The 24,645-nt window shown below is 71.1% G+C and carries 19 protein-coding genes and 1 pseudogene; 14 read left to right on the top strand and 6 right to left on the bottom strand.

Annotated elements, in window-relative coordinates; all coding sequences use genetic code 11:
- Positions 1-44 precede the first annotated feature (44 nt).
- The 3 genes from ACFU95_RS11595 (at position 45) to ACFU95_RS11585 (ending at position 2,961) form a co-directional block, all read left to right on the top strand.
- A complete protein-coding gene (locus tag ACFU95_RS11595) occupies positions 45-1,283 on the top strand; it encodes an amidohydrolase family protein (RefSeq protein WP_383825273.1) in 1,239 nt (412 codons plus the stop codon).
- On the top strand, positions 1,280-2,200 hold the full coding sequence (locus tag ACFU95_RS11590; protein ID WP_383825270.1) for a TIGR03619 family F420-dependent LLM class oxidoreductase: 921 nt from the start codon (positions 1,280-1,282) through the stop codon (positions 2,198-2,200). The genes ACFU95_RS11595 and ACFU95_RS11590 overlap by 4 nt, the downstream gene beginning before the upstream one ends.
- Before the next feature lie 125 nt (positions 2,201-2,325).
- Entirely contained in the window at positions 2,326-2,961 is a 636-nt protein-coding gene (locus tag ACFU95_RS11585) for a response regulator transcription factor (RefSeq protein WP_383825267.1), read from the top strand.
- Positions 2,962-2,969: 8 nt separating this feature from the next.
- On the opposite strand, the gene ACFU95_RS11580 is transcribed toward ACFU95_RS11585, so the two are convergent.
- Together ACFU95_RS11580 and ACFU95_RS11575 are read right to left on the bottom strand one after the other, a co-directional pair.
- Positions 2,970-3,758: a hypothetical protein gene (locus tag ACFU95_RS11580; RefSeq protein WP_383825265.1), complete on the bottom strand. Its 789-nt coding sequence runs from the start codon at positions 3,756-3,758 to the stop codon at positions 2,970-2,972.
- 58 nt (positions 3,759-3,816) lie between these two features.
- Positions 3,817-4,560 carry a hypothetical protein gene (locus ACFU95_RS11575; protein WP_383825262.1) on the bottom strand — a complete coding sequence of 248 codons (744 nt, stop codon included), beginning with the start codon at positions 4,558-4,560 and terminating at the stop codon, positions 3,817-3,819.
- 181 nt (positions 4,561-4,741) lie between these two features.
- Here ACFU95_RS11575 and ACFU95_RS11570 point away from each other — a divergent pair, with 181 nt between their 5' ends.
- From ACFU95_RS11570 to ACFU95_RS11550, 5 genes are all read left to right on the top strand, one after another.
- Positions 4,742-5,512, top strand: coding sequence for an SDR family NAD(P)-dependent oxidoreductase (locus tag ACFU95_RS11570; protein ID WP_383825260.1), 771 nt, complete (start codon positions 4,742-4,744; stop codon positions 5,510-5,512).
- Positions 5,513-5,626: 114 nt separating this feature from the next.
- Positions 5,627-6,745, top strand: coding sequence for an LLM class flavin-dependent oxidoreductase (locus ACFU95_RS11565; protein ID WP_383825257.1), 1,119 nt, complete (start codon positions 5,627-5,629; stop codon positions 6,743-6,745).
- 48 nt (positions 6,746-6,793) lie between these two features.
- Complete coding sequence (locus ACFU95_RS11560) at positions 6,794-8,527, top strand: amidohydrolase family protein (RefSeq protein ID WP_383825255.1); 1,734 nt, start codon at positions 6,794-6,796, stop codon at positions 8,525-8,527.
- Positions 8,524-10,020 (top strand): aldehyde dehydrogenase family protein, encoded by a 1,497-nt coding sequence (locus tag ACFU95_RS11555; protein WP_383825252.1) that lies wholly within the window; start codon positions 8,524-8,526, stop codon positions 10,018-10,020. The genes ACFU95_RS11560 and ACFU95_RS11555 overlap by 4 nt, the downstream gene beginning before the upstream one ends.
- Positions 10,021-10,083: 63 nt before the next feature.
- The gene (locus ACFU95_RS11550; protein WP_383825249.1) at positions 10,084-10,890 is read left to right on the top strand and encodes an alpha/beta fold hydrolase; all 807 of its coding nucleotides are present in this window, start codon (positions 10,084-10,086) and stop codon (positions 10,888-10,890) included.
- Between the two features lie 15 nt (positions 10,891-10,905).
- Here the strand turns inward: ACFU95_RS11550 and ACFU95_RS11545 are convergent, their stop codons facing one another.
- Positions 10,906-11,301 carry a nitroreductase family deazaflavin-dependent oxidoreductase gene (locus ACFU95_RS11545; protein WP_383825246.1) on the bottom strand — a complete coding sequence of 132 codons (396 nt, stop codon included), beginning with the start codon at positions 11,299-11,301 and terminating at the stop codon, positions 10,906-10,908.
- A 144-nt stretch (positions 11,302-11,445) separates the two neighbouring features.
- On the opposite strand from ACFU95_RS11545, the gene ACFU95_RS11540 reads away from it, so the two are divergent.
- Complete coding sequence (locus tag ACFU95_RS11540; protein ID WP_383825244.1) at positions 11,446-12,279, top strand: endonuclease/exonuclease/phosphatase family protein; 834 nt, start codon at positions 11,446-11,448, stop codon at positions 12,277-12,279.
- A gap of 11 nt (positions 12,280-12,290) precedes the next feature.
- On the opposite strand, the gene ACFU95_RS11535 is transcribed toward ACFU95_RS11540, so the two are convergent.
- Positions 12,291-13,814, bottom strand: a complete 1,524-nt coding sequence (locus tag ACFU95_RS11535) for a CehA/McbA family metallohydrolase (RefSeq protein WP_383825241.1) — start codon at positions 13,812-13,814, stop codon at positions 12,291-12,293.
- A gap of 208 nt (positions 13,815-14,022) precedes the next feature.
- On the opposite strand from ACFU95_RS11535, the pseudogene ACFU95_RS11530 reads away from it, so the two are divergent.
- From ACFU95_RS11530 to ACFU95_RS11515, 4 genes and pseudogenes are all read left to right on the top strand, one after another.
- A pseudogene (locus tag ACFU95_RS11530) lies at positions 14,023-14,896 on the top strand (LLM class F420-dependent oxidoreductase).
- A gap of 159 nt (positions 14,897-15,055) precedes the next feature.
- Positions 15,056-17,653: a bifunctional FO biosynthesis protein CofGH gene (locus ACFU95_RS11525; RefSeq protein ID WP_383825238.1), complete on the top strand. Its 2,598-nt coding sequence runs from the start codon at positions 15,056-15,058 to the stop codon at positions 17,651-17,653.
- Positions 17,654-17,741: 88 nt separating this feature from the next.
- Positions 17,742-18,293, top strand: coding sequence for a hypothetical protein (locus tag ACFU95_RS11520; RefSeq protein WP_383825234.1), 552 nt, complete (start codon positions 17,742-17,744; stop codon positions 18,291-18,293).
- Positions 18,294-18,387: 94 nt separating this feature from the next.
- Positions 18,388-19,548 carry a DUF418 domain-containing protein gene (locus ACFU95_RS11515; protein WP_383825232.1) on the top strand — a complete coding sequence of 387 codons (1,161 nt, stop codon included), beginning with the start codon at positions 18,388-18,390 and terminating at the stop codon, positions 19,546-19,548.
- A 7-nt stretch (positions 19,549-19,555) separates the two neighbouring features.
- On the opposite strand, the gene ACFU95_RS11510 is transcribed toward ACFU95_RS11515, so the two are convergent.
- Both ACFU95_RS11510 and ACFU95_RS11505 read right to left on the bottom strand, forming a co-directional pair.
- Positions 19,556-20,050 carry a DUF2165 domain-containing protein gene (locus tag ACFU95_RS11510; protein ID WP_383825230.1) on the bottom strand — a complete coding sequence of 165 codons (495 nt, stop codon included), beginning with the start codon at positions 20,048-20,050 and terminating at the stop codon, positions 19,556-19,558.
- Between the two features lie 5 nt (positions 20,051-20,055).
- Positions 20,056-21,162, bottom strand: a complete 1,107-nt coding sequence (locus ACFU95_RS11505; RefSeq protein WP_383825227.1) for a pentapeptide repeat-containing protein — start codon at positions 21,160-21,162, stop codon at positions 20,056-20,058.
- Between the two features lie 126 nt (positions 21,163-21,288).
- Here ACFU95_RS11505 and ACFU95_RS11500 point away from each other — a divergent pair, with 126 nt between their 5' ends.
- Positions 21,289-24,609 (top strand): tetratricopeptide repeat protein, encoded by a 3,321-nt coding sequence (locus ACFU95_RS11500; protein ID WP_383825225.1) that lies wholly within the window; start codon positions 21,289-21,291, stop codon positions 24,607-24,609.
- Positions 24,610-24,645: the final 36 nt, after the last annotated feature.

Raw genomic sequence — 24,645 nt, 5'->3', positions numbered from 1 at the left:
CCGCATAGCTGACGGGTCGTCAGATCGGCGCTACCGTGACGGACATGGACACCGAGACCGCGTTTCCGCTGATCATCTCCGTCGACGACCACACGGTCGAGCCGCCCACCGTCTGGCAGGACCGGCTCCCGAAGAAGTACCTCGACACCGGACCGCGCATCGTGCGCGCGCCACTGAAGGAAATGACCTTCCTCGGCGGCCGGTTCAAGCCCGTCATGGGCCGGCCCGGCGACGACGGGCCGATCGGCGACTGGTGGGTGTACGAGGACCTGCACCGGCCGATCACCCGCCTCGACACCGCCGTCGGGTACAGCAGGGACGAGATCAAGCTGGAGGTCATCACCTACGAGCAGATGCGCCCGGGGTCGTACGACGTCCCCGCCCGGCTCGCCGACATGGACGTCAACCACGTCCAGTCCGCCCTCTGCTTCCCGACCTTCCCCCGCTTCTGCGGCCAGACCTTCACCGAGGCCGCGGACCACGAGCTGGGCCTGCTGTGCGTGCGGGCCTACAACGACTGGATGGTCGAGGAGTGGTGCGGGCCCGACGCGCGGGGCCGGCTCATCCCCCTCACCCTCATCCCGCTCTGGGACGCCGAACTGGCGGCGGCGGAGGTTCGCCGCAACGCCGCCCGGGGCGTGCGCGCCGTCGCCTTCTCCGAGATACCCCCGCACCTCGGGCTCCCGTCCGTCCACACCGACGCCTGGGACCCCTTCCTCGCCGCCTGCGACGAGACCGGCACGGTCGTCGCCATGCACATCGGCTCCTCCAGCCGTATGCCCTCCACCTCCGCCGACGCCCCGCCCGCCGTCGGCTCCACGATCACCTTCGCCAACTGCTGCTTCTCGATGGTCGACTGGCTGATGAGCGGCAAGTTCGAGCGCTTCCCGAACCTCCGGGTCATGTACGCGGAGGGCCAGATCGGCTGGATCCCGTACATTCTGGAGCGCGCCGACGTGGTGTGGGAGGAGAACCGGGGCTGGGGCGGGGTCGCCGACAAGGTGCACCGGCCGCCGTCCGAGCTGTTCGCCGACCACGTCTACGGCTGCTTCTTCGACGACGCCTTCGGACTCCGGAACCTGGACGCGATCGGCGTCGGGAACGTCCTGTACGAGACCGACTACCCGCACTCCGACTCCACCTGGCCGAAGTCCCGCGAGGTCGGCGAGGCGCAGATGGGGCACCTGGAACCGGACGTCGTGGAGCGGATCGTGCGGGGGAACGCCATCGAGCTGCTGGGGCTCACGGACGACGGGCTGTGGCCGGGCGGTGGTGCGAGGTGAGTCTCGCGTACGGCATCCAGCTCCCCGTCCAGTCGCAGAGCACGATCTACGCCGAGCCCTGGGAAGCCGCCGCCTGCCCCGAAGACCTGCGCGACATCGCCCGCGCCGCCGACCGCGCGGGCTTCGCGTACCTCGCGAGCTGCGACCACGTCGCCATTCCGCGCCGGCTCGCGCCCGCGATGAGCACGGTCTGGTACGACCCCGTCGCCACCCTCGCCCATCTCGCCGCGGTCACCGAGCGCATCCTGCTGCTCAGCCATGTCGCCGTCGTGGGCCTGCGGCACCCGCTCCTCACGGCCAAGCAGTACGCCACCCTCGACCACCTCAGCGGCGGCCGCCTGCTCCTCGGGGTCGGGGCGGGGCACGTGCCGGAGGAGTTCGAGGTGCTGGGGGCCGACTTCGAGCGGCGCGGGCCGGTGCTGGACGAGTCCATCGACGCGTTGCGCGCCTGCCTCGGGCCCGACGAGTTCCCCGAACACCACGGCAAGTTCTACGACTTCGAGGGACTCGGCCAGCTCCCGCGGCCCGCCCAGGAGCGCGTCCCGGTCTGGGTCGGCGGGTCCTCCCCGGCCGCCGTGCGCAGGGCCGCGCTCAGGGGGGACGGGTGGCTGCCCCAGGGGGATCCGCGGGACCGGCTGCCCGCGCGGATCGCCCGGATCCGGCGGTTGCGCGAAGAGGCGGCCCTGCGGGGGCCGTTCACCGTCGGGGCCATAGCCGAGCCGCTCTACGTCGGTGAGCCCACATGGGACGTCGGACGCCGGACCCTGTCCGGCGGGGCCGGGGAACTGGCCGAGTCGCTGCGCGCCTACCGCGCCATGGGCGTGCACCAGATCCAGGTGCGGTTCCGGAGCCGGAGCCGGACCGAACTGACCGACCAGATCGAGGCGTTCGGGGCGCGGGTGGGACCGCTGTTGTAGCGGACCCGGCACACAGCGCTCCTTGAAAGCTTGAACATGTCCACGTCGACCGCCGTATGTATGGACGTACTGACGTAGAGGTACGCCCGTACGCCCGTACGGCTTCGGCGGAAGGACACAATGACGTGCGCACTCCCCGGAAACTCACCGTCGCTCTCGCCTGCCCCGAGGACGCCTGGCCGCATCCCGACTGGCCGGCCCCGGACGACCCGTACGTCGGGCGGGTGACGCCCCTGACCGCGCCGATGGGGGCGGGCGAGGCGACGGACGTGGTGGTGATCCTCTGCCGCGAGGACCCCGCGGCGGCCGTCCGGGAACTGCGGGCCACCGACGTCCCCGTGATCGTGATCAGCCCGTGCCGGGACACCGAGGCCATCGTCGAGGTCTTCCGCGGCGGCGCCGGCTATCTCGTCGAGGGCGACTACTGCACCTGCATGCTCTCCTCCGCCGTCGTGGGCGCCAGCGTCGGGCACACCTACCTCTCCCCCGCGGCCTGCGCCGCCCTGAGGGAGGGGGCCCGGCGGCTGCCCACCGGCGGGGAGGCGATGGAGCGGCTGCGCGAGGCGCTCTCGCCGCGCGAGCGGCAGATCATGGAGCTGCTGTCGACCGGCCTGGCCGCACAGGAGATCGGGCTGCGATTACGGCTGAGCGAGAAGACCGTCCGCAACAACCTGAGCAACATCTACGCCAAGCTCGACGCGCGCGGAAGCACGGACGCGGTCCTGCGGTGGCTGGGAGCCGCGCCCGTACTTCGCAGCTGAGAACGCGGCTACGGTGCCGGAACCTCCGACAGCGGGATCTCGACGTCGGTGACGTTCTCGCCGCCCTCGCCGAATCCGGGTTCCGCCCGCAGGGCGCGCGTCGAATTCTGGATGCCGGAGGCCTCAGGAGTTCCGCATTTCACATTGCGCAGCCAGAGGCGGCCGTCGGGAGTTCCGTTCTTCAGGATCTGCGGATAGAAGACATGCACGCCCGTCGATCCCTCGCCGGGCGAGAAGAACACCTTCTGACCGTCCTGCGCTTCCTTGTACGTGGCCCTCAGGAACCCGCTCACGTCGGTGCGCTTGGCGGACCACATGAAGAACCCGAGGCTGTCGCCCTGAACGGTGTCCGTCCTGCTGAACGCCAGGGTGGTCGTCTTGTCGTCACGCGTGATGTTGATCTCCGAGGTGCTGAACTTCGCGCCGATCTCGAAGAAGGAGTTGCCGAGCTTGGTGTCGGCGTTCGCGGTGAACCCGTCCTCCAGCTGGATGGTCCGCGTGACGGACGCGCTCACGTTGAAGGTCTTGGAGGCGGTGGCCGTCGATCCGCAGTTGTCGGTCACCGCGGAGACCCGCTGGTTGGGTCCGAGGTTGTCCCGCTTGAACTGGACGTCGACGAACTGGCAGTTCTCCAGCCTGTCGGAGTCCGCCGAGCAGTCGGCGCTCACTTCGGAGGCGGTGGCGGCACCCGCCGAGTTCATCAGCGCCGCGGCCACCGCGACGGCCGCCACGGGGGCCACCGCGAGGGTGATGCGCTTCTTCTTGCTCCGGTGGCTTCTGCGGCCGGGGCGTGTCATGGGGTTCTCCTGTGAGGGGTGGAGGTGGGGGAGGGGGACGGAGGCCGGGGTGAGGGGCTCAGCAGTCGCTCAGGACGGCCTTGGAGGTGCCGTCCGCGACACCGGGAGCGCCCGCCGCGCCCGGCAGGATGACGGGGCCCTCGACGACCTCCGGCGCCACGAAGTTCTGCTCGGGGGAGGGGTTCACGGCGAAGCTCCCGGGGTCGGCGTCGATCCGTACCCGCCATTCGCCGGTCATGCGCTGCATCTTCGGCGTGAACTCCATGCTGAGCACCTTGCCGACCGGCACGTCCCGCTGCTCCGTGTCGCCGGCCGTCGCCGACTTGAGGGTCATGTCGAGGGTGCCCTTGTGCTTGACCCAGGAGCCGCTCAGGGCGCCGAAGAGCCCTCCGCCGCCGCCCTGCTGGGTCACGGTGTACTTGCCCTGGCCCTGGGCCGCCGTCGCCGACCAGGTGATCGACACCTTCGCCGGTTCGGTCGCGTTGGGTTCGCAGTTCGGGAAGTCGATGGAGGACTTCTCGGTGGGCCCGTCGAAGGTCTCGAAGTCGGTCTCCACGAAATCGCAGTTGTCCGACCCGAAACTCGGGCCGGCGATCGGGTGGCCGCCGAAATCGGAAATGGACTGCTGTTTCCCGTTGAGCACCTCGGCTCGCTTGCACAGATCCATGATCTGGTCGGGCGTCTTCTCCTCGGCGGCGTTCGCCGACGGAAGGAGTACGGCGGCCAGGGCGCCGCCGGTCACGACGGCCGATCCGACCGCCACGAACCTGATCTTTCTGTTCTTCAGTCTCCGCTTGGACATGCGAGGGATTTTGCATTCCCTTGACGGACGCCGACAGGGTCAAACATCCCTACTTGCGAGTCACGTGATATTCGCCTCAGCAACCTCCAGGGCTTGTATCTGACGCATCGTCAGGTATGGCGCTACGATGCGAAGTTCACGATGCGGGGTCCACCGTGTCCACCCTTCGAAGGGGGCCGTAATGGGCAAGCTCGACGGACGGGTCGTCATCGTCACCGGGGCGGCGCGCGGGCAGGGCGAGCAGGAGGCGCGCCTCTTCGCCGCGGAGGGGGCGAAGGTCGTGGTGGCGGATGTGCTGGACGACCAGGGCGAGGCCCTCGCCAAGGAGATCGGTGCGCTGTACGTCCACCTCGACGTGGGCCGGGAGGACGACTGGCGCGCCGCCGTCACCGCCGCGCGCGAGGCCCACGGCCGGATCGACGGCCTCGTCAACAACGCCGGCATCCTGCGCTTCAACTCCCTCGTCGACACGCCCCTCGACGAGTTCATGCAGGTCGTACGGGTCAACCAGGTCGGCTGCTTCCTCGGCGTCAAGACGGTGGCGGCCGAGATGGCGGACGGCGGCACGATCGTGAACACCGCCTCGTACACGGCCGTCACCGGCATGGCGGCCGTGGGGGCGTACGCCGCCACCAAGCACGCCATCCTCGGCCTGACCCGCGTCGCCGCCCTGGAGCTGGCCCACCGGCGCATACGCGTCAACGCCATGTGCCCCGGCGCCATCGACACCGCGATGTCCAACCCGGCCCAGCTGGACCCGGCCGCCGACGCCGAGGAGACGTCGAGGGCCCTGGACGGCCTGTACCGCAAGCTCGTGCCGCTCGGCCGGATCGGGCAGCCGCAGGAGGTGGCCCGGCTCGCGCTGTTCCTCTCGTGCGACGACTCGTCCTACATCACCGGGCAGCCGTTCGTGATCGACGGGGGCTGGCTCGCCGGGGTGTCGGTTCTCTGACGCCTCCGCCTGACGGGGCGTCAGCTATTGACGCTCCACGAGGCCGGTGGAACAGTCGGGCTATCAAATCTGACGATCCGTCAGAAGTGGCCGACCGTGGGACGGTGAACCTCCTTGGAATTCGGGCTCTTTGTACAGGGATACGTGGGCAAGCGCGCCGAAACCGACCCGCTCGCCGAGCACAAGGCGCTGATGGAGGAGACCGAGTACGTCATCCAGGCGGACAAGTCGGGCTTCAAGTACGCCTGGGCGTCGGAGCACCACTTCCTGGAGGAGTACTCGCACCTCTCCGCCAACGACGTCTACCTGGGCTATCTGGCGCACGCGACGGAACGGATCCATCTGGGGTCCGGCATCTTCAACCCGCTCGCACAGGTCAACCACCCGGTCAAGGTGGCCGAGAAGGTCGCGATGCTCGACCATCTCACCGGCAACCGCTTCGAGTTCGGCAGCGGACGGGGCGCGGGATCGCACGAGATCCTGGGGTTCATACCGGGCGTGACGGATATGAACTACACCAAGGAGATCTGGGAAGAGACCATCGCCGAGTTCCCCAAGATGTGGCTCCAGGACGAGTACGTGGGCTTCCAGGGCAAGCACTGGTCGCTGCCGCCGCGAAAGGTGCTGCCCAAGCCGTACGGGAAGTCGCACCCCGCGATGTGGTACGCCGCCGGGTCGCCGCCGTCGTACGCGATGGCCGCGAAGAAGGGGCTCGGGGTCCTCGGGTTCAGCGTGCAGAAGGTCGCCGACATGGAGTGGGTGCTGGAGCAGTACAAGACGGCGGTCGTGAACGCCGAGCCGATCGGTGACTTCGTCAACGACAACGTGATGGTGACGACGACGGCCATCTGCGCGCCGACCCACGCGGAGGCGATCGAGGTCGCCCTGAGCGGTGGGCTGCACTATCTGCCGTCGCTGGTGTTCCGGTACCACGACACGTTTCCTCGTCCCGAGGGGTTCCCGGTGTGGCCGGAGACGTTGCCGGAGTACACGGCCGAGTTCGTGGAGCTTCTCATCGAGGAGGAGCTGCTGATCTGCGGGGACCCGGACGAGGTGCTCACGCAGTGCAAGCGGTGGGAGCAGGCCGGGGCCGACCAGTTGAGTTTCGGGCTGCCGGTGGGAGTGCCGAAGGAGGAGACGTTGCGGACGATCCGGTTGATCGGGGAGCACGTGATTCCGAAGATCGATACGGATCCGGTTCATCGGACGTCCCGGTTCCGGGCTGCCACGTAATCGCCCCTGAGGGGCGCGGCCCGCCCCGGAATTCGAGGAGGAACCGTCATGCTCGATCACGTCATCAAGGGCGCGACCGTCGTCGACGGGACGGGCGCGCCCGCCTACATCGCCGACGTGGGGATACGGGACGGACGTATCGCCGTGATCGGCAGGGAAGTCACCGAGGAATCCCAGTCCGCTGAGGTCGCGCGCGGGCTCGTCCTCGCCCCCGGCTTCGTCGATCCGCACACCCACTACGACGCCCAGCTCTTCTGGGACCCGTACGCCACCCCCTCCCTCAATCACGGGGTGACCACCGTCGCCGCCGGGAACTGCGGGTTCACGCTCGCGCCGCTCAATCCCGCCCGTCCCGAGGACGCCGACTACACGCGCCGCATGATGTCCAAGGTCGAGGGGATGTCGCTGGTGGCGTTGGAGGAGGGGGCGCCCTGGAGCTGGCGGACCTTCGGGGAGTATCTCGATGCCCTCGAGGGGCGGATCGCCGTCAACGCCGGGTTCATGGTGGGGCATTGCGCGCTGCGCCGGCATGTGATGGGGCCGGACGCGGTGGGCGGGCAGCCGAGTGCGGAGCAACTGGGCGAGATCGTACGGCTGCTGCACGACGCCATGGACGCCGGCGCCTGGGGCTTCTCCACCACCCAGTCCTCCAGCCACTCCGACGGGGACGGCAAGCCGGTGGCCTCCCGGCACGCCGGGCCGAACGAGCTGCTGGCGATGGCGCGGGCGGTCGGCGAGCACGAGGGGACCCAGATCGAGGCGATCGTCGCGGGGTGTCTGGACCAGTTCAGCGACGCCGAGATCGAACTGTTCGTGGAGATGAGCGCCGCCGCCGGACGGCCGCTCAACTGGAACGTCCTGACCATCGACTCGGCCGTTCCGGAGCGGGTGCCCCGGCAGCTGCTCGCCAGTGAGCAGGCCCGGAAGGCCGGCGGGCGGGTGGTGGCCCTCACCATGCCGATCCTCACTCCGATGAACATGTCCCTGGGCACCTTCTGCGCCCTGAACCTCATCCCCGGATGGGGGCCGGTCCTCGCGCTGCCCGTGCCCGAGCGGATCGCCAGGCTCCGCGAACCGGACGTACAGGCCGAACTGCTCCGGCACGCCACCGCCAAGGAGGCGGGCGTCTTCCGGCGGCTGACCAACTTCGCGCGGTACGTCATCGGGGACACGTACAGTGCCGCGAACCGCGGGCTGAGCGGGCGGGTCGTGGAGGACATCGCGCGTGAGCGCGGCCAGGAGCCCTTCGCGTGCCTGGTGGAGATCTGCGCCGCCGACGATCTGCGGACCGTCCTGTGGCCCATGCCCACCGACAACGACCCCGCGTCCTGGACCCTGCGCGCCGAGACCTGGCAGCACGAGGACGTACTGCTGGGCGGCTCGGACGCCGGGGCGCACCTGGACCGGATGTGCGGGGCGCCGTACACGACCCGGTTCCTCGGGGACTGTCTGCGCGGCCGGAAGCTGGTCGGCCTCGAACAGGCCGTGAAGATGCTGACCGACGACCCGGCGCGGCTGTTCGGGCTGCGTGAGCGGGGGAGGGTGGCGGAGGGCTTCCATGCCGACCTGGTGCTCTTCGACCCGCAGCGGATCGACGCCGGCCCGGCCACCCTGGTGCACGACCTGCCGGGCGACAGCCCGCGGCTGGACTCCAGGGCGATCGGGGTGCGGGCGGTCTGGGTCAACGGCGTCGAGGCGATCCGGGACGACGTGGTGACCGGCGCCGTGCCGGGGCGTGTGCTGCGCTCGGGCCGGGACACCAGGACGGTGGCCACCAGGTGAGCTTCGAGGGAGCCGACCGGCAGCGGTTGTTCGTGGGCGGGTCGTGGGTCGAGCCGGACGGCGGGTACTACGCCGTCGTCGACCCGGCGACCGAGGAGACCGTCGGGTGGGCTCCGGAGGCATCGCGGGACCAGGTGAACGCGGCCTGCGCCGCGGCCCGCGAGGCTCTCGGGCCGTGGTCGCGTACGACACCGGAGGCGCGCGCGGCCGTGCTGGGGCGGGCCGCGGACATCATCCGCGGCCACCTCGTGCCGTACGCCGAGCTGGCCCAGGCCGAGACCGGGGCGACCACGGGGACGGCGCGGGGCATGCAGGTCGGTGTCGGGGCGGCCCGATTCCGGCGGTACGCGCGGGTGGAGAGCGCCGAGTGGGCGATCCCGCCGCAGATCAACGAGGCGGGGCATGGGGGTACCTCCCACGCCTTTAAGGCAGTGGGGGAGGGGAAGGCCGGTGTGATGGGGGCGCTGGCCGTCCGCCAGCCGGTCGGGGTCGTCACCTGCGTCACCTCGTACAACAACCCGTGGGCCAACCCGGCCGGCAAGATCGCCCCCGCGCTGGCCATGGGCAACACCGTCGTCGTGAAACCGGCGCCGCAGGACCCGCTGTCCGTCTACCGGATGGCGGAGGCGCTGGAGGCGGCGGGCGTGCCGGCGGGTGTGGTGAACGTCGTGTCCGGCAGGTCCGTGGAGGTGGGCGAGGCGGCCGTCTCGTCCCCGGACGTCGACATGGTGAGCTTCACCGGGTCCACGGCGGTCGGGCAGCGCATCGCCGAGGTGTGCGGGCGGGACATGAGGCGCCAGCTGATGGAGCTCGGCGGGAAGGGCGCGGCGGTCGTCTACGACGACGCGGACGTCGCCTCGGCGGTGGCCGGGATCGGGACGACGTTCTCCTTCTACAGCGGGCAGATCTGCACGGCGCCGACGCGGGTGCTGGCCCAGCGGGGCGTGTACGACCGGCTCGTCGAGCAACTGGCCGCGTATGCGGGCCGGTTGAAGGTCGGGGACCCGCGGGCGGCGGACACGATCGTCGGCCCGGTGATCTCGGCGGAGCACCGGGACCGGGTGGAGTCGTACGTGGAGACGGGCCGCAAAGAGGGCGCGGTGGTGGTGGCCGGCGGTGAACGGCCCCCGCACGAGCGGGGGTTCTACGTCGCCCCCACCCTCCTCGCGGACTGCACCAACGACATGCGGGTCGCCCGGGAGGAGATCTTCGGGCCGGTCGTCTGCGTCATCCCCTTCGACGAGGAGGAAGAGGGCGTCGCCCTCGCCAACGACACGGACTACGGCCTGATCGACTACGTCTGGTCCGGCGACGTGGCCCGCGCCTTCCGGGTGGCGCGACGGCTGCGGGCCGGCGGCGTCGGCGTCAACACCGTCGGCCGCAACATGGAGGCGCCGTTCGGCGGGTTCAAGAAGAGCGGGGTGGGCCGGGACGTCGGCTCGTACGCGCTGCACGCGTACAGCGAGGTGCAGGCGATCGTGTGGCCGGGGTGACGCGCGGGGGAATGACCGGCCGGTGACTGTCGCCGGGAGGGCGAGACGGGCAGAGTGCCCCGTATGGGACACATGGTGCAGGTCAAGGGTGGCGAGATCTGGGCGGACGACACGGGCACGGACGGGGTGGCGGGGCATGCCGTCGCCGGGCCGCCCCTGGTACTGCTGCACGCGGGTGTCGGGGACTCCCGCATGTGGGACCCGGTACTGCCCGGCCTCGTCGCACGCCACCGGGTGATCCGGTACGACGCCCGGGGTTTCGGGCGCTCGCCGAAGCCCACCGTCTCCTACACCCAGGCCGAGGACCTCAGGAGCGTCCTGGACCACTTCGAGCTGGACCGGGTCGTCCTGGTCGGCTCCAGCATGGGCGGCAGGACGGTCATCGACCTGACGCTGAGCGACCCCGGCCGGGTGGCCGCCCTGGGCCTGCTGGTCCCCGGCGTCAACGGCTACGAGGGACTGGAGTCGGCGGAGGTGATGGCGGAGATCGGGCAACTGGCCACCGCCGGTGACATGGACGGCCTGGTCGCGATGGCGCTGCGCCTGTGGGGCGGGGCGGGCCCGGATCCCGACACCGAGGCCGCGGCGCAGCTGCGGGCCGCGATCCCCGCCTGGTTCACCACACACGGCCACGAGGTCCCGGGCGCCCCGGCCTTCGACCGGCTGGGCGAGCTGGACCTCCCCTGCGCGCTCCTCCTCGGCGAGCGGGACCAGCCCGAGGTGATCCGCTGCAACGAGGAGATGGCGGCCCGGATCCCCGGCTGCCGGCTGGTCCGCCACCCCGGCTGCGACCACTTCCCGACGCTGCGGGCGCCGCAGGACGTCGCGCGGTTGCTGACGGAGCTGGGCGAGCGGGCGGCGGCCGTCTGACCGGCGCCGTGCGCGTCAGTCCGTGAGGTCCACCCGGACCGTCAGCAGGTTCGTGCCGAACGCCCGCACCCCCGCGCTGTTGAGGCGGGGCAGGCCGCGCAGGCGGGCGACCGGGTCGTCGTCCGGGAGCAGGTGCGCCGTGCCGGTGTGCCAGCGCCCCCTGATCCGTACCCGTACCCGCGGATCGGCCTTGATGTTGCGGACGTACTGGGACTTGTCCCCGAACTCCGAGACCAGCCAGAACGAGTCACCCACCCGGCGGCCGCCCACCGGCGTCTGCCGGGGCTGCCCCGAGACGCGGCCCGTGGTCTCCAGGACCGTCTGGAGGGGGAGGCGGCGGAGCACGGGATTGCCGACACGGCGCTGGAACGTGGTGGCGGCACGGAACCTGAGGTCGGCGAGGCGGGACATGTCTGTGGGGCTCCTGTCTCGTGGATCGGGTGGATCCGGGGTATCTCGTGAGTCTGGTGGATCTCGTGCGGGCGTCACGGCGCGACGGTCGAACGGTTGCTTCAATGGTCTCCGACGCGGCGTGACGAGAGCGGGTGGCTGCGGATGCGGGTCGTGACCTGGAACCTCTGGTGGCGCTTCGGGCCCTGGGAGGCCCGGCAGAAGGCGATACTCGCCGAGCTGCGCGAACTGCGCCCCGACATCGTCGGCCTCCAGGAGGTGTGGGCCGACGGGCGCGAGAACCAGGCCGAGTGGCTCGCCGGCGAACTCGGCATGCACTGGGCCTGGGCCCCCTCACCCGCCCCCGAGCGCTGGCGCCGGCGGATCGGGGACCCCACGGCCGACATCGGGAACGCCGTACTGAGCCGTTGGCCGGTGGCGGCGCAACGGACGCTGCGGCTCCCCGCGCCCGCCGAAGTCGACGACGGCCGCCTCGCCCTCTTCACCCGCCTGGCCACCCCCGCGTACGACATCCCCTTCGTCACCACCCACCTCACCTCCGCCCCGCAGGGCTCGGCCGTACGCTGCCGCCAGGTCACCGCGCTCGCCGAGTTCGTCGCCCGGAACCGGGGCGGCACGCCCTTTCCGACGGTCGTCACCGGCGACTTCAACGCCGGACCGGACTCCGACGAGATCCGTCTCTTCGGCGGCCACCGGACCGCGCCGGTCGTGCCCCGCCAGGTCTTCTTCGACACCTGGCAGCACGCCGAGGCGGACGCCCCCTGCGTCACCTGGGACCGCTCGAACCCGTACGTGCCGGCCGGCCCGGAACCGGGCGTACGCATCGACTACATCCACGTCGGGCCGCCCGGGACGGGCGGGCTGGGGCAGGTGCGCGGCGTCCGGCGCGCGGGGGACGGCCCGGTCGACGGGGTCTGGCCCTCGGACCACGCGGCCGTGGTCGCGGACCTGGGGGACGGGCCGGCGCAGCCGTACTGACCGCCCCCTGCCTACGAACGGCCCAGGAAGATCGGATTGGTGAACGCCGCCAGCGCCCCCGGCAGCGGTCCCACCGCCGTCTCGTGCCGCAACTCCGCCCGTACGTAGGCCGCGTACGAGGGGGTCGTGCGCCACTCCACGACCCCCGACCCCGTCACGGGCAGCGGCGGGCTGGTGAACAGGACGCCCTGGTCGGTCACGAAGCGGACCGTGCAGCGGGGGGCGCCCGAGGCTTCCAGGCGGACCGTCACCGGACTGTTCCGGTCGACCCTCAGGCGCTCGCCGATGCCGGCGTGTTCGCCCTTGCCGCCGGACACGCCGAAGGTCAGGGAGACGTTCTTCGACTCGGCCACGTACGAACGCCCCGCCTTGATGCCGTCCTGGATCGCCTCGCGCGTCAGGTCGTCGGCGAGGACCACGGTCTGGGGCGATCCGACCGGGTCGGGGTCGCGGTGGGCGTCGCTGTTGCCCATGGCCGGGATCCAGTCACGGCCCTCGCGCACCGAGGCCACCAGCATGCTGTCCCAGTCCGCCAGGGTCACCTCGTCGTCCGGCGTGTAGGGCCCGTTCCACACCTCGACCGCGTCCGCCTCGCCGAAGCCGAACTTCCAGTTGCAGCCGACGCACGTGGCGTGCGGGTGGGCGGGCACGACGAGGCCGCCGGACCTGCGGATCTGGCGGGCGAAACGTCCGAAGCGGTTGTCCCGCGCGCGGTAGCGCCAGTCGACGAAGGTGCCGGGGTCGGTGCCGAGTGCCACCACATGGCCGTTCCGTGTCGTGATCTCCTCGCCCAGCATGACCAGGAGGTCGTCGCCCGCCTCGGACGCCCAGTGCGCGTGCGCCGAGTGGGTGTTGTGCTCCGAGCTGTTGATGAAGTCCAGGCCCGCCGCCCGTGCCAGCGCCGCGATCTCGGCGAGCGTACGGCGGCCGTCGGAGTGCCAGGAGTGCAGGTGGCAGTCGCCCCGGTACCAGGCGCGGCCCCGGCCCTTCGCCCGGTCCGGCGGGTACGTCGGCTCGACGGCCTCGCCGGGCTCGCCGTAGGCCAGCGTGACGGTGATCTCGTACGGCAGTCCCTGCGGTGCCACCGTGTAGGGGCCCAGCGCGATGTGCCACGTGCCCTCTCGCACCGGGCCCGGGAGGTAACCCGGCGTCGCCTCGTCCGCCCGGATGAAGAACTCCGTGCGCGCCCCTCCCGACCAGCCCCGGAAGCCACGGCCGCCGAGCTCCGTGCCCCGCCAGTCGAAGATGCCGATGTCGAGGGCGTTGCCCGGGGTGCCGGCCGGGACGGACGGCTTCTCGTAGGTGTAGGAGACCTTGATCTCCCGTACGCCGGAAGGCACTTCGACCGGCACGTACACGAAGTCGGGGGACCCGGGCGGCAGGGTGCCCCGCACGGTGCGGGTCTGTCCGTCCCGGTTGTCGTCGGCGCCTCTGGCGAAGGTCACGCTTCCCAACGTAAGCGCGGCGGCGGCGCCCGTCACGAACAGCGCGCGTCTTCCCAGGCCCGCGTGGCCCGTGTGGTCGTCCTCGCACATGCTGCTGCTCCCCAGGTCGTCGTGAAGGACAGGGCGTGGGTGGTGCAGTGGTGGTGCGTGCAACTCTGGTATTCAGCCGTGAACTGCCGTACAAGGGAAGGGAATCGGCAGCCAATCGGCGGGTTTCGAGGCGCTGCCCGCGCGCTGACCGATTTGGGCCGACCGGTCGGTATGGACATCGTGGCGGCCGCGCGGTACAGATGCAGTCATGCGCATCTCCGTCACGATCTTCCTCACCGACGAGACCGTCACCCCGATCCGGCTCGCCCGTGAGCTGGAGCAGCGCGGGTTCGCCGGGCTGTACCTGCCCGAGCACACCCACATCCCCGTCGAGCGGACCACTCCCTACCCGGCCGGCGGCGATCTGCCGGGCGAGTACGGCCGTACCCTCGACCCCTTCGTGGCCCTCGGCCAGGCCGCCGCCGTCACCGAGCGGCTCGGTCTCGGCACCGCCGCGCGGCGGAGCCGCATATCGACACAGCACACTGGTCGCCCAGCACGACCCGATCGATCTGGCCAAGCAGATCGCGACCCTGGACCACCTGTCGGGCGGGCGCTTCACCCTCGGCCTCGGCTTCGGCTGGAACGTCGAGGAGGCCGCCGACCACGGGGTGGACTGGCGGACGCGGCGTGAGCTGGTCCGGGACCGGATGGCCCTGATGCGGGCGCTGTGGGCGGACGAACCGGTCGCGTACGAGGGGGAGTTCGGGTCGGTAAGCGCCAGTTTCGCCTATCCCAAACCAGTGCAGAAGCCGCGTGTCCCGAAGGTCAACGGCCCTCGCACGCTCATCGGGGGAGCGGCCGGGCCGAAGCTGTTCGCGCACATCAGCGAGTACGCGGACGGGTGGATGCCGATCGGGGGGCGCGGATTGTCCGAAAGTCTCCCCCGGCTGAGGGCCGCCTGGACCCACGCTGGACGGGACACGGCGGCGCTCCAGGTAGTGCCGTACGCGGTGTATCCCAACCCCGGGAAGCTCGCGCACTACGCGGAGTTGGGCATCGAGGAGGTAGTGGTGCAACTGCCGCCGGCAGGGGAGGAGGGGGTACTCAGGGTGTTGGACGAATACGCCGCGTACTTGTAGACGAGGGGCAGTGAAGCCGGCCCCAAAGGGGCGCGGGGCTGTATCGATATGCGGCTCCGCCGCGGGGCGCGACCAGCCACAACGAGCCCGCACCCGGCCTTGCGCAGCACCACCCCGAACCGCCTCCGACCCTCCAAATCTCGAACGTATGCTCAAAGAATGACGACTCCCGCGACCCCCGGAACCGGCTCGACACCTGGCCCGACCGACAACTCCATGCGTCGCGCCCTCAAACGCGCCCGTGACGGCGTCGCCCTCGACGTCGCCGAGGCGGCCGTCCTGCTCCAGGCCCGCGGCGAGGCACTCGACGACCTCGTCGCGTCGGCCGGCCGGGTGCGGGACGCCGGCCTCGAACAAGCGGAGCGCCCCGGTGTCATCACGTACTCGAAGAGCGTCTTCATCCCCCTCACCCGGCTGTGCCGGGACAAGTGCCACTACTGCACCTTCGTCACCGTCCCGGGCAAGCTGCGCCGTGCCGGGCACGGGATGTTCATGTCCCCGGACGAGGTCCTCGACATCGCCCGCAAGGGCGCGGCCCTCGGCTGCAAGGAAGCCCTCATCACCCTCGGCGACAAGCCCGAGGACCGCTGGCCCGAGGCACGCGAATGGCTCGACGCGCACGGCTACGACGACACCATCGCCTACGTCCGCGCCATCTCCATCCGCATCCTGGAGGAGACGGGGCTCCTCCCGCACCTCAACCCCGGCGTCATGTCCTGGACCGACTTCCAGCGGCTCAAGCCGGTCGCCCCGTCGATGGGCATGATGCTGGAGACCACCGCCACCCGCCTGTGGTCCGAACCCGGCGGCCCGCATCACGGCTCCCCGGACAAGGAGCCCGCCGTACGGCTGCGGGTGCTTCAGGACGCGGGGCGTTCCTCCGTCCCCTTCACCTCCGGGATCCTCATCGGCATCGGCGAGACGTACGAGGAGCGGGCCGAGTCCCTGTTCGCGCTCCGGAAGGTCTCCCGGGCCTACCACGGCATCCAGGAACTGATCATCCAGAACTTCCGCGCCAAGCCGGACACCGCGATGCGCGGCATGCCGGACGCGGAACTCGACGAGCTGGTCGCCACGGTCGCCGTCGCCCGGCACATCATGGGCCCGAGCGCCTGCCTCCAGGCCCCGCCCAACCTGGTCGACAGCGAGTACGAGCGGCTGATCCGGGCCGGCATCGACGACTGGGGCGGGGTCTCCCCGCTGACCATCGACCACGTCAACCCCGAGCGCCCCTGGCCGCAGATCGAGGAGCTGGTCGAGCGGTCGGTGGCCGCCGGCTTCGAGCTGCGCGAACGGCTGTGCGTCTACCCGGAGTTCGTCCAGCGCGGCGAACCCTGGCTGGATCCGCGGCTGCTCCCGCACGTGAGGGCGCTCGCCGACCCGGAGACGGGCCTGGCACGTCCGGACGCGGTGGTCGAGGGCCACCCGTGGCAGGAGCCGGACGAGGTCTTCGTCGCGTCCGGCCGTACGGATCTGCACACGACGATCGACTCCGAGGGCCGTACCTCCGACCGCCGCGACGACTTCGACGAGGTGTACGGCGACTGGGGCGCCCTGCGCGAGGCCGCCGCGCCCGGCATGGCGCCGCAGCGCATCGACACCGACGTCCGCCAGGCGCTGCGGGTCGCCGCCGACGACCCGACCCGGCTGACCGACGAGGAGGCGCTCGCGCTGCTGCACGCGGACGGCCCGGCGCTGGACGCGCTCACGCGCATCGCCGACGACGTCCGCAGGTCGGTGGTCGGCGACGACGTCACGTACATCGTCACGCGGAACGTCAACTTCACCAACGTCTGCTACACCGGCTGCCGCTTCTGCGCCTTCGCCCAGCGGCGTACGGACGCCGACGCCTACACGCTCTCCCTGGACCAGGTCGCCGACCGCGCCCAACAGGCCTGGGACGTGGGCGCGGTGGAGGTCTGCATGCAGGGCGGCATCCACCCCGACCTGCCGGGGACGGCGTACTTCGACATCGCACGGGCGGTGAAGGAGCGCGTCCCCGGCATGCACGTGCACGCCTTCTCCCCGATGGAGGTCGTCAACGGCGCCACCCGCACCGGCATGTCGATCCGCGAGTGGCTCACGGCGGCGAAGGAAGCCGGCCTGGACTCCATCCCCGGTACCGCCGCCGAGATCCTCGACGACGAGGTCCGCTGGGTCCTGACCAAGGGCAAGCTGCCGACGGCCACGTGGATCGAGGTGATCACGACGGCGCACGAACTGGGCATCCGCTCCTCGTCGACGATGATGTACGGCCATGTCGACCAGCCCCGCCACTGGCTCGGCCATCTGCGCACCCTGGCCGGCATCCAGCAACGCACCGGCGGCTTCACGGAGTTCGTCACGCTGCCGTTCATCCACACCAACGCGCCGGTCTACCTGGCGGGCATCGCGCGCCCCGGTCCGACGGTCCGCGACAACAGGGCGGTGACGGCGATGGCCCGACTCCTCCTGCACCCGCACATCCCCAACATCCAGACCAGCTGGGTCAAACTGGGCACGGAGGGCGCGGCGGAGATGCTCCGCTCCGGGGCCAACGACCTCGGCGGCACGCTGATGGAGGAGACGATCTCGCGGATGGCGGGTTCGTCGTACGGCTCCTACAAGTCGGTACGCGACCTCGTGGCCGTCGCCGACGCGGCGGGGCGTCCGGCGAAGCCGCGCACCACCCTGTACGGCGAGGTGCCGGAGGAGCGGCAGCGGGCGGCGGCGGCCTCGGACGGGCATCTGCCGGAGCTGCTGCCGGTGCTGGACTGAGGAAGAGCGTGCCGCGGGGGTCGGTACGATGATCCGACCCCCGCTGGAGGGGTTCCGTAGCTTTCCGTAGCCGAGGAGATGCGTGCCCGTGCCTGCTCCCAAGGTCTGGGTGACCGGTCTGACGGTGGGAGCGATAGCCGCCGTCACCGTCCTCGCCGTGCAGGCCGACAAGGGGCCGCACCCGACGGCCACGGGCGCCCGCCCGAGCGCGTCGGCGTCGCCGGGCGTGAGCCCCGCCCCGTCGAAGTCCGCCGAGCCCGCCGCGGTGCCGGACGCCTCGGGCACGGGACGCCGGATCGTCTACGCCCTCGGCCAGAAGCGGGTCTGGCTGGTCGACGCGAGCGAGGCGACCCGCCGTACCTTCGCCGTCTGGCCGGGCACGGTGAGCCCGGACGCCGGCACCTACGCGGTGTCGTCGCGCACCATGGCCACCACCGGCTCGGACGGCGTGCAGATCGAGAACATCATCTACTTCGCCGCCAAGTCCGGCATCTCCATCGCCTTCTCCAACGCCGTGGACGGCTCCTCGCCCCCGCCCGCCGCGGGCAAGCAGACCGGCGGGGTCCGGATGCGCGCGGCCGACGGGGCGGCGCTGTGGACGTTCGGGGAGACGGGTACGTCGGTGGTCGTGGTCAAGTAGGACCCGTATCAGCAGGCCACTGCATCTTTCGATGTAGGCCGGGTTCGACTTCGCTCATGACGATTGCGTCCGATACGGCCGTGACGATGAACGCATGACGCACACGGACGCGCGAGTGACACGGACACCGCAGGCCGCCCCCACCGGACGACGGCTGCCCCTCCTCGACGTACTGCGCGGGGCGGCCATCCTGGGCACGCTCATGACGAACGTATGGATCTTCACCGGGCCGGGCGCGGAGTGGGGCGCCCTGGAGGCCGGGACGGACACGGGAGCCGTCGAAGCCGTCTTCAGCGTGCTGGCGAACGGCAAGTTCCTGTCGCTGCTGACGATCCTGTTCGGCGTCGGACTGGCCATCCAGTACGCCTCGGCGGAGCGGCGCGGGCAGCCGTGGCCGGGGCGCTACCGGTGGCGGGCGCTGTTCCTGTTCGGCGAGGGCACGGTGCACTTCGTGCTGGTCTTCGCCTGGGACGTACTGATGGGATACGCCGTCACCGCACTGCTGGTCGCCTGGCTGCTGACCCGCTCGGAACGGGCCCAGCGACGGGTGATGTGGTGGGCGGCGGGCATCCACCTGACGCTGATGGGTCTGCTGACGGCGGCCCTGGCCATGACCGACAGCGATGACAGTGGCGCTGTCTCCGGGGAGGTCGTCGACCTGTACGCCCACGGCACCTACCTGGACCAGGTCACCTTCCGCCTGGAGAACGCGATCGCGCTCCGCATGGAACCGGTCCTGACCTTCTTCCTTCTCCTCTTCCTCTTCCTCCTGGGCGTACGGCTGTTCCGGGCCGGGGCATTCGGCGCGGACGAGACAGGACGCCGGCTGCGCTCCCGCCTGCTGGCGTGGGGGCTGGGCCTGGGCCTGCCGCTCAACATCGCGGCGACCCTGGCGGGCCAGGACCTCTTCCTCCTGGCCCGCTACGGCACCGCCCCGCTGCTGGCCGTCGGGTACATCGGGCTGATCGGCGCGATGGTGGACCGGGTACGGCGGCCGGGCCCGCTGATGACGGGCCTGTCGTCGGTCGGCCGTACGGCCCTGTCCGGCTACGTCCTGCAGAACGTGCTGTGCGTGCTCGTCTCGTACGGCATCGGCCTGGGCCTGGCGGAACGACTCGGCGACACCGGGCCCTGGTGGGTGGTCGGCCTGTGGGTCACGGTCTGCGCGATCCTCATGGCGGGCTCCACCCTCTGGCTGCGGCGCTTCTCGGCAGGGCCCCTGGAGTCGATCCAGAAATGGGCCCTGCGCCACTGAAGCGGTGTCAGCTCTCCTTCGGCGGCAGGTGGTTGACGATCAGCACGACGCCGCTGAACAGGAACACCCGGGTCGCGGCGTCCAGTCCGTTCCAGTCCCCCGACTGCCACATGGAGAACCATTCACCGCCGATGGCGATGAACCCGGCGCCGAACAGGAGCATCAGCATCAGCAGGCCGTAGGTGGAGAAGCGGCGGGCACGGACGTCGTCGCGCCGGGCCCACAGCCAGGTCCCGTATATCAGCACCAGCGCGGCGACGGTCTCCCAGACGATGATCGCGACGTACGCGGCGTCCTGAAGTCCCTTGCTGGTGACGGCTCTCCACATCAGGTCGTCGTCCTTGAACGTGGTGTCCATCGCCAGGACGTGCTGCACGAACTGCTGGTTGGTGCCGAAGTCGGTGATGTTGCCGAAGGCGACGAGGGCGATGTAGAGGGCCGCGGTGCCGGTGAGGAGGGCGGCGGCGAGGTGGAGTGCGGTGCGTGGGGGTGTCGTAGGCATGATGGTCATCTTCCCTGTGCGGCCCCTGTGTTCGGAACTCGTTGGGCCGGTTCCGTCGGGAGTTGGCGCAACACGGTGGGCGTCGGGCTCGCCGTCGGCAGGTCCGCTTCCGGGCGGTGCGCGCCGGTCAGGTCCGCTCCGTCCAGCTTCACGTCGGTCAGGTCCGCCTCCCGCAGGTCCGTCTTGTGCAGACGGGCATCGGAGAGGTCCGCGCCCGCCAGGTCGGCCGATTTCAGCCGGGCGGAGTCGAGGAACGCGTGGGAGAGGTTCGCCTCGGTCAGAACGGCGTCGTCGAGGACGGCCCTGCCCAGGTTCGCCCCGGCCAGGTCGGCACGGGTCAGGACCGTCCCCCGGAGCGAGGCGCCCCGCAGGTCCGCTCCGGACAGGTGGGTGTCCTCCAGGTTGCCCTGGGAGAGGACAGCGCCGGCGAGGTTCGCCCGGCTCAGGTCGGCCCCGTGCAGATCGACTCCGGCCAGCTGGACGCCTCTGAGGTCGATGGGGCGGTCACCGTCGTGGGCGGGGTCGCGCTGGCCGAGCACCGACAGGGCCGCCTGGATGTCCGGAGCCTTCTCGGTCTTGGAGGGGTTCTTGGACGTGTTCTTGGCGGGCTTCTCGGTGGCATGGGTGCGGATGTACTCGGACAGCGCGTAGATCACGGCCGGCTGCTGCCGCGGAGAGTCCTCCATGATGCCTTGCAGGGAGAAGATCGCACCTCGGCGGATGTTGGCGGAGCCGTCGTCCAGGCGTTCCATGGCCTTGTCGTACCGGTCGGCGATCTGCCCCTGCTCGGAGATGGTCAGCTCCTCGGACACCTGCGACACGGACACCCAGGTGAAGGCGAGAGTGGCGAGCGCGGCGACCCCGGGGAGCATCATCGCGACGAAGACGGCCCGCTGCCCCCGGCCCCCGCCCTCCGCGGGCGCGTCGGCCGTTCCCGACCCGGCACGCGTGGTGTTCCGCTCCGGCGCCCCGCGGCGGTGTCCCGGGCGGCGGGCTCCCAGTGGAGCCGCAGGGCGTTGCCCGGCCTGCCGGCCCGGCTGCGCCGCCCGGCGCTCCGCGATCCTCCGAAGCTGTCGGCTCCGTGCCCCCGCCCGCGGTATGCCTCTGGTCATGGCTGCCATTGGATCCGACAGCGGCCCCTGGGAGAACGGGAGTTGGCACGTTTCACAGGACCCCCACTTCCGGACGTTGCACCAGAATGAGGGGGTACCGGTCGGCGGAGGCGAGGGAGACGTGGGATGGCGCAGTCGCGGCCGTCGATGCAGGAGTTGATCAGGCTCCGCAGGCGGGCCGGGTTCGTGGGGCGGAGCACCGAGCGGGCGGCGTTCCGAGAGAACCTCGATCTACGGCCGGAGGACGAGCGGCATCGCTTCCTCTTCCATGTGCACGGCGACGCGGGCGTCGGAAAGACCTTTCTGGTACGGGAGTTGGAGCAGATCGCCCGCGAGAGGGGAGCGTTGACGGCGTACGTCGACGAGAGCGTCGGCAGCGTACCGGAGGCCATGGCGGCGATCAGCCGGCAGTTCGCCGCTCAGGGTTTCAGGTTCAAGGACCTCGATCGGCAGCTCGCCGCCCATCGGGAACGACGCCACGAGGCGGAGGCCGCCTTCGCCTCACTGGGGCCCGAGCCGGAAGGGCCGTCGACAGGCAGTACGGCGGTGATACGGGCCGGGTTGGTGGGGCTGGGGATGGTGCCGGGCGTCGGAGCCTTCGCCGGAGCACTCGACGCGGCCCAACTCGCCGAGGGCGCCGACCGGTTGCGCGCGGGACTCAGCGCACGCCTGCGGAACCAGGACGACGTGCAGCTCGTCCTGGCACCGGAGCGGGTCCTCACACCCGTGCTGCTCACCGAGCTGTCCGACGCGGCGTCCGAGGTGCCGTGGATCGTCCTGTTCTTCGACACCTACGAACGCACCGGCCCGCTGCTGGACGGCTGGCTGCACGAGGTGATGACCACGGACCGGTACGGCACCCTCCCGGCCACGGTCGTCGTGGTCACCGCGGGGCAGCACCCCTTCGACGCCGCCCGCTGGGGTGGTTTCGCCGACTTCATGACCGATGTGGCGCTCGGCCCGTTCACCGAGTCCGAGGCGCGCGGACTGCTGGCGGACAAGGGCGTCGCGGCCGAGCCGGTCGTCGAGGAGGTGCTCCGGCTCACCGGCGGACTGCCGGTGCTCGTGTCGACCCTGGCCGAGCAACGCCCGACCGGCCCGGACGACATAGGCGACCCCAGCGCCACGGCCGTCGAACGCTTCCTGAGGTGGGAGCAGGATCCCGTACGCCGCGCGGTCGCCCTGGCCTGCGCGCTACCCCGGCGGCTGGACATGGATGTGTTCAGGGGGGCGGTGGACTGCCCCGAGACGGAAGCCGACGAGCTGTTCGGCTGGCTGCGCGGGCTTGCCTTCGTGGACGACCGCGGCGACCGCCTCCGGTACCACGAGCTGGTCCGCGAACAGATGCTCCGGTTGCAGCGCAACCGCTCCCGGCGCGGCTGGACCGAGCGGCACGAGAGGCTCGCGGACGCCTTCCGGGCCTGGCGCGAGGACTCCACGCGGGACCTGCGGTCCTTCCTCGCCGAATGGGACGACGAGCAGTGGCGGGAGCTGCGGCTGGAGGAGACGTACCACTCGCTCTGCGCCCGCCCGCAGGAAGCGCTGGCCGGGGCGCTGCGGGATCTGGTCGGGGTCAGCGGCATGGACAAGGCGGCCGGCCACCACTGGGCACGGATGCTGGAGGACGCGGGCGACGCCACGGACAGCCCGACCCTGCGCGACTGGGGCCGCCGGCTGCGCGAAGCCCTCGCCGACGACACGTCCGGAGTGGTCAGGGCGATGGACCTGCTGCTGTCCCGACCCGGTCTGGACAGGGCAGGCCGGGCACTGGCGCACACGGTGCGTGGTCGGCGGGTGAGCAGGAACGGGGAGCACGGGCGGGCATGGGACGACTACGACCGGGCGATCGAACTCGATCCCGATCTCTTCGTCGGCTACGCCGGCCGGGGTATCGCCCACCGCGCCCTGGGCGACATGGCGGCGGCCCTGGCCGACTTCGACCGTGCCCTTCAACTGTTCCCCGACGACGAGGAGATCGAAGAACTCATCGCGGAGCGCGCGGAGACCTATCGGCAGGCGGGACGATTCGAGGAGGCCATCGCCGACTACGACCGGGCCATCGACCTCGATCCGGCCAGCTCGTACTTTCTGGCGTCCAGAGGCGTGTGCCGGCACGCCCTTCAGCAGTACGACCAGGCCCTCGCCGACTTCGACCGCGCGCTGAGCCTCGACGAGGACTACGTGTGGGCTCTCGTCCGCAGGGCTCGTCTGCGCCGGGTCAGGGAGGAGTGGGACCAGGCGTTCACCGACCTGGACCGGGCGGTCGAACTCGCGCCCGACTCGGCCTGGGTCGCCTCGGAGCGCGGCGACGCGTACCGGCTCGCGGGCAGGTCCGAGGAGGCGGTCACCGAGCTCGGCCGGGCCGTCGCTCTCAGCCCCGACTACGGCTCGGCGCTGGCCAGTCGTGGAGCGGCTCTCCACCAACTGGGCCGTGACGAGGAGGCCCTGGCCGACCTCGACCGAGCGATCGGGATCGACGCCGACTATGTCTGGGCGCTGGCGAGCCGAGCCCGGGTGCGCAAGGCGTTGGACGACGAGGCGGGCATGTTCGAGGATCTGCACCGGGCTCTTGAGGCAGGGCCGCAGTCCGCCGACTGGATCTCCGCCGAACTGGGCCTCGCCTATTGGAGTGCAGGCCGTGATGAGGAGGCGATCGTCGCCTTCCGACGTGGACTCGAACGGGATCCCGAGTACGCCGAAGTGCTGGCCATGCTGGGAGTCATCTACCGCGTTCGCGGGGCCTATACGGAGGCTCGGCACTATCTGGACCGCGCTGTGGCGGCGAGCCCGGACAACGGCTGGGCGTACCAACAGCGCGCACGCGTCTGCCTCGCGACCGGAAGACACGAGCAGGCGTTGGCCGACCTGGACCGGTGCCGTGCCCTGGACATGGACGCGGACTGGGCGTGGGGTGAGAGCGTCGCGCTGCTGATGCGCTGTGGCCACGTGGATGAGGCGCTGGCCCGGCTGTCCGCGCCGGACCGGCGGTCCACGTCCGACGACGACCTGGACGCACTGCGGGCCGAGGTCTGCCGGCACACCGGGCGGTGGGCGGAAGCACGCATGCTCGCCGAGCGGATCGGCACGGCGGACCCCTACTCCGGCACCTTTCACATGGCGCTGACCGTGGGCAGGACCCAAGGCCTGAGGGCTGCCGCACCCCTGTGGCGGGACCTCGCGCGTTGGCTGCCCGAGTCCGGATGGGACGAGACGTCCCTCGCGATGGAGCGCTGCATCCATGCCGCGGCATCCGGTGACTGGCCCGGCGCCGACCGGGCACTGTCCGAGGCCCTCGCCGCGGACCCCGACTGGGACGACCTGGCCGACCTCGTCGACACACTCACCGAACTGCTCCACAGCCCCGACGCCGACCGAGCCCGCCTGACGCCCCGCGTGACAGCGGCCGCGGCGGCCCGGGACGCCGTCCGGGCGCGCTATGCGGAGTGACCCGCCCGGCTACGTGAGCCGGGACGAATCGTGGAC

The organism is Streptomyces sp. NPDC057623, from assembly GCF_042800355.1.
In the GTDB taxonomy this organism is placed as follows: Bacteria; Actinomycetota; Actinomycetes; order Streptomycetales; family Streptomycetaceae; genus Streptomyces.
This window is presented reverse-complemented; position numbering and strand designations above follow the sequence as displayed.

Coding starts and splice junctions, on each gene's coding strand:
- ACFU95_RS11595 (WP_383825273.1), top strand. CDS start 45: ATGGACACCGAGACCGCGTTTCCGCTGATCATCTCCGTCGACGACCAC.
- ACFU95_RS11580 (WP_383825265.1), bottom strand. CDS start 3,758: ATGACACGCCCCGGCCGCAGAAGCCACCGGAGCAAGAAGAAGCGCATC.
- ACFU95_RS11575 (WP_383825262.1), bottom strand. CDS start 4,560: ATGTCCAAGCGGAGACTGAAGAACAGAAAGATCAGGTTCGTGGCGGTC.
- ACFU95_RS11570 (WP_383825260.1), top strand. CDS start 4,742: ATGGGCAAGCTCGACGGACGGGTCGTCATCGTCACCGGGGCGGCGCGC.
- ACFU95_RS11560 (WP_383825255.1), top strand. CDS start 6,794: ATGCTCGATCACGTCATCAAGGGCGCGACCGTCGTCGACGGGACGGGC.
- ACFU95_RS11550 (WP_383825249.1), top strand. CDS start 10,084: ATGGGACACATGGTGCAGGTCAAGGGTGGCGAGATCTGGGCGGACGAC.
- ACFU95_RS11545 (WP_383825246.1), bottom strand. CDS start 11,301: ATGTCCCGCCTCGCCGACCTCAGGTTCCGTGCCGCCACCACGTTCCAG.
- ACFU95_RS11540 (WP_383825244.1), top strand. CDS start 11,446: ATGCGGGTCGTGACCTGGAACCTCTGGTGGCGCTTCGGGCCCTGGGAG.
- ACFU95_RS11535 (WP_383825241.1), bottom strand. CDS start 13,814: ATGTGCGAGGACGACCACACGGGCCACGCGGGCCTGGGAAGACGCGCG.
- ACFU95_RS11525 (WP_383825238.1), top strand. CDS start 15,056: ATGACGACTCCCGCGACCCCCGGAACCGGCTCGACACCTGGCCCGACC.
- ACFU95_RS11515 (WP_383825232.1), top strand. CDS start 18,388: ATGACGCACACGGACGCGCGAGTGACACGGACACCGCAGGCCGCCCCC.
- ACFU95_RS11510 (WP_383825230.1), bottom strand. CDS start 20,050: ATGCCTACGACACCCCCACGCACCGCACTCCACCTCGCCGCCGCCCTC.
- ACFU95_RS11505 (WP_383825227.1), bottom strand. CDS start 21,162: ATGACCAGAGGCATACCGCGGGCGGGGGCACGGAGCCGACAGCTTCGG.
- ACFU95_RS11500 (WP_383825225.1), top strand. CDS start 21,289: ATGGCGCAGTCGCGGCCGTCGATGCAGGAGTTGATCAGGCTCCGCAGG.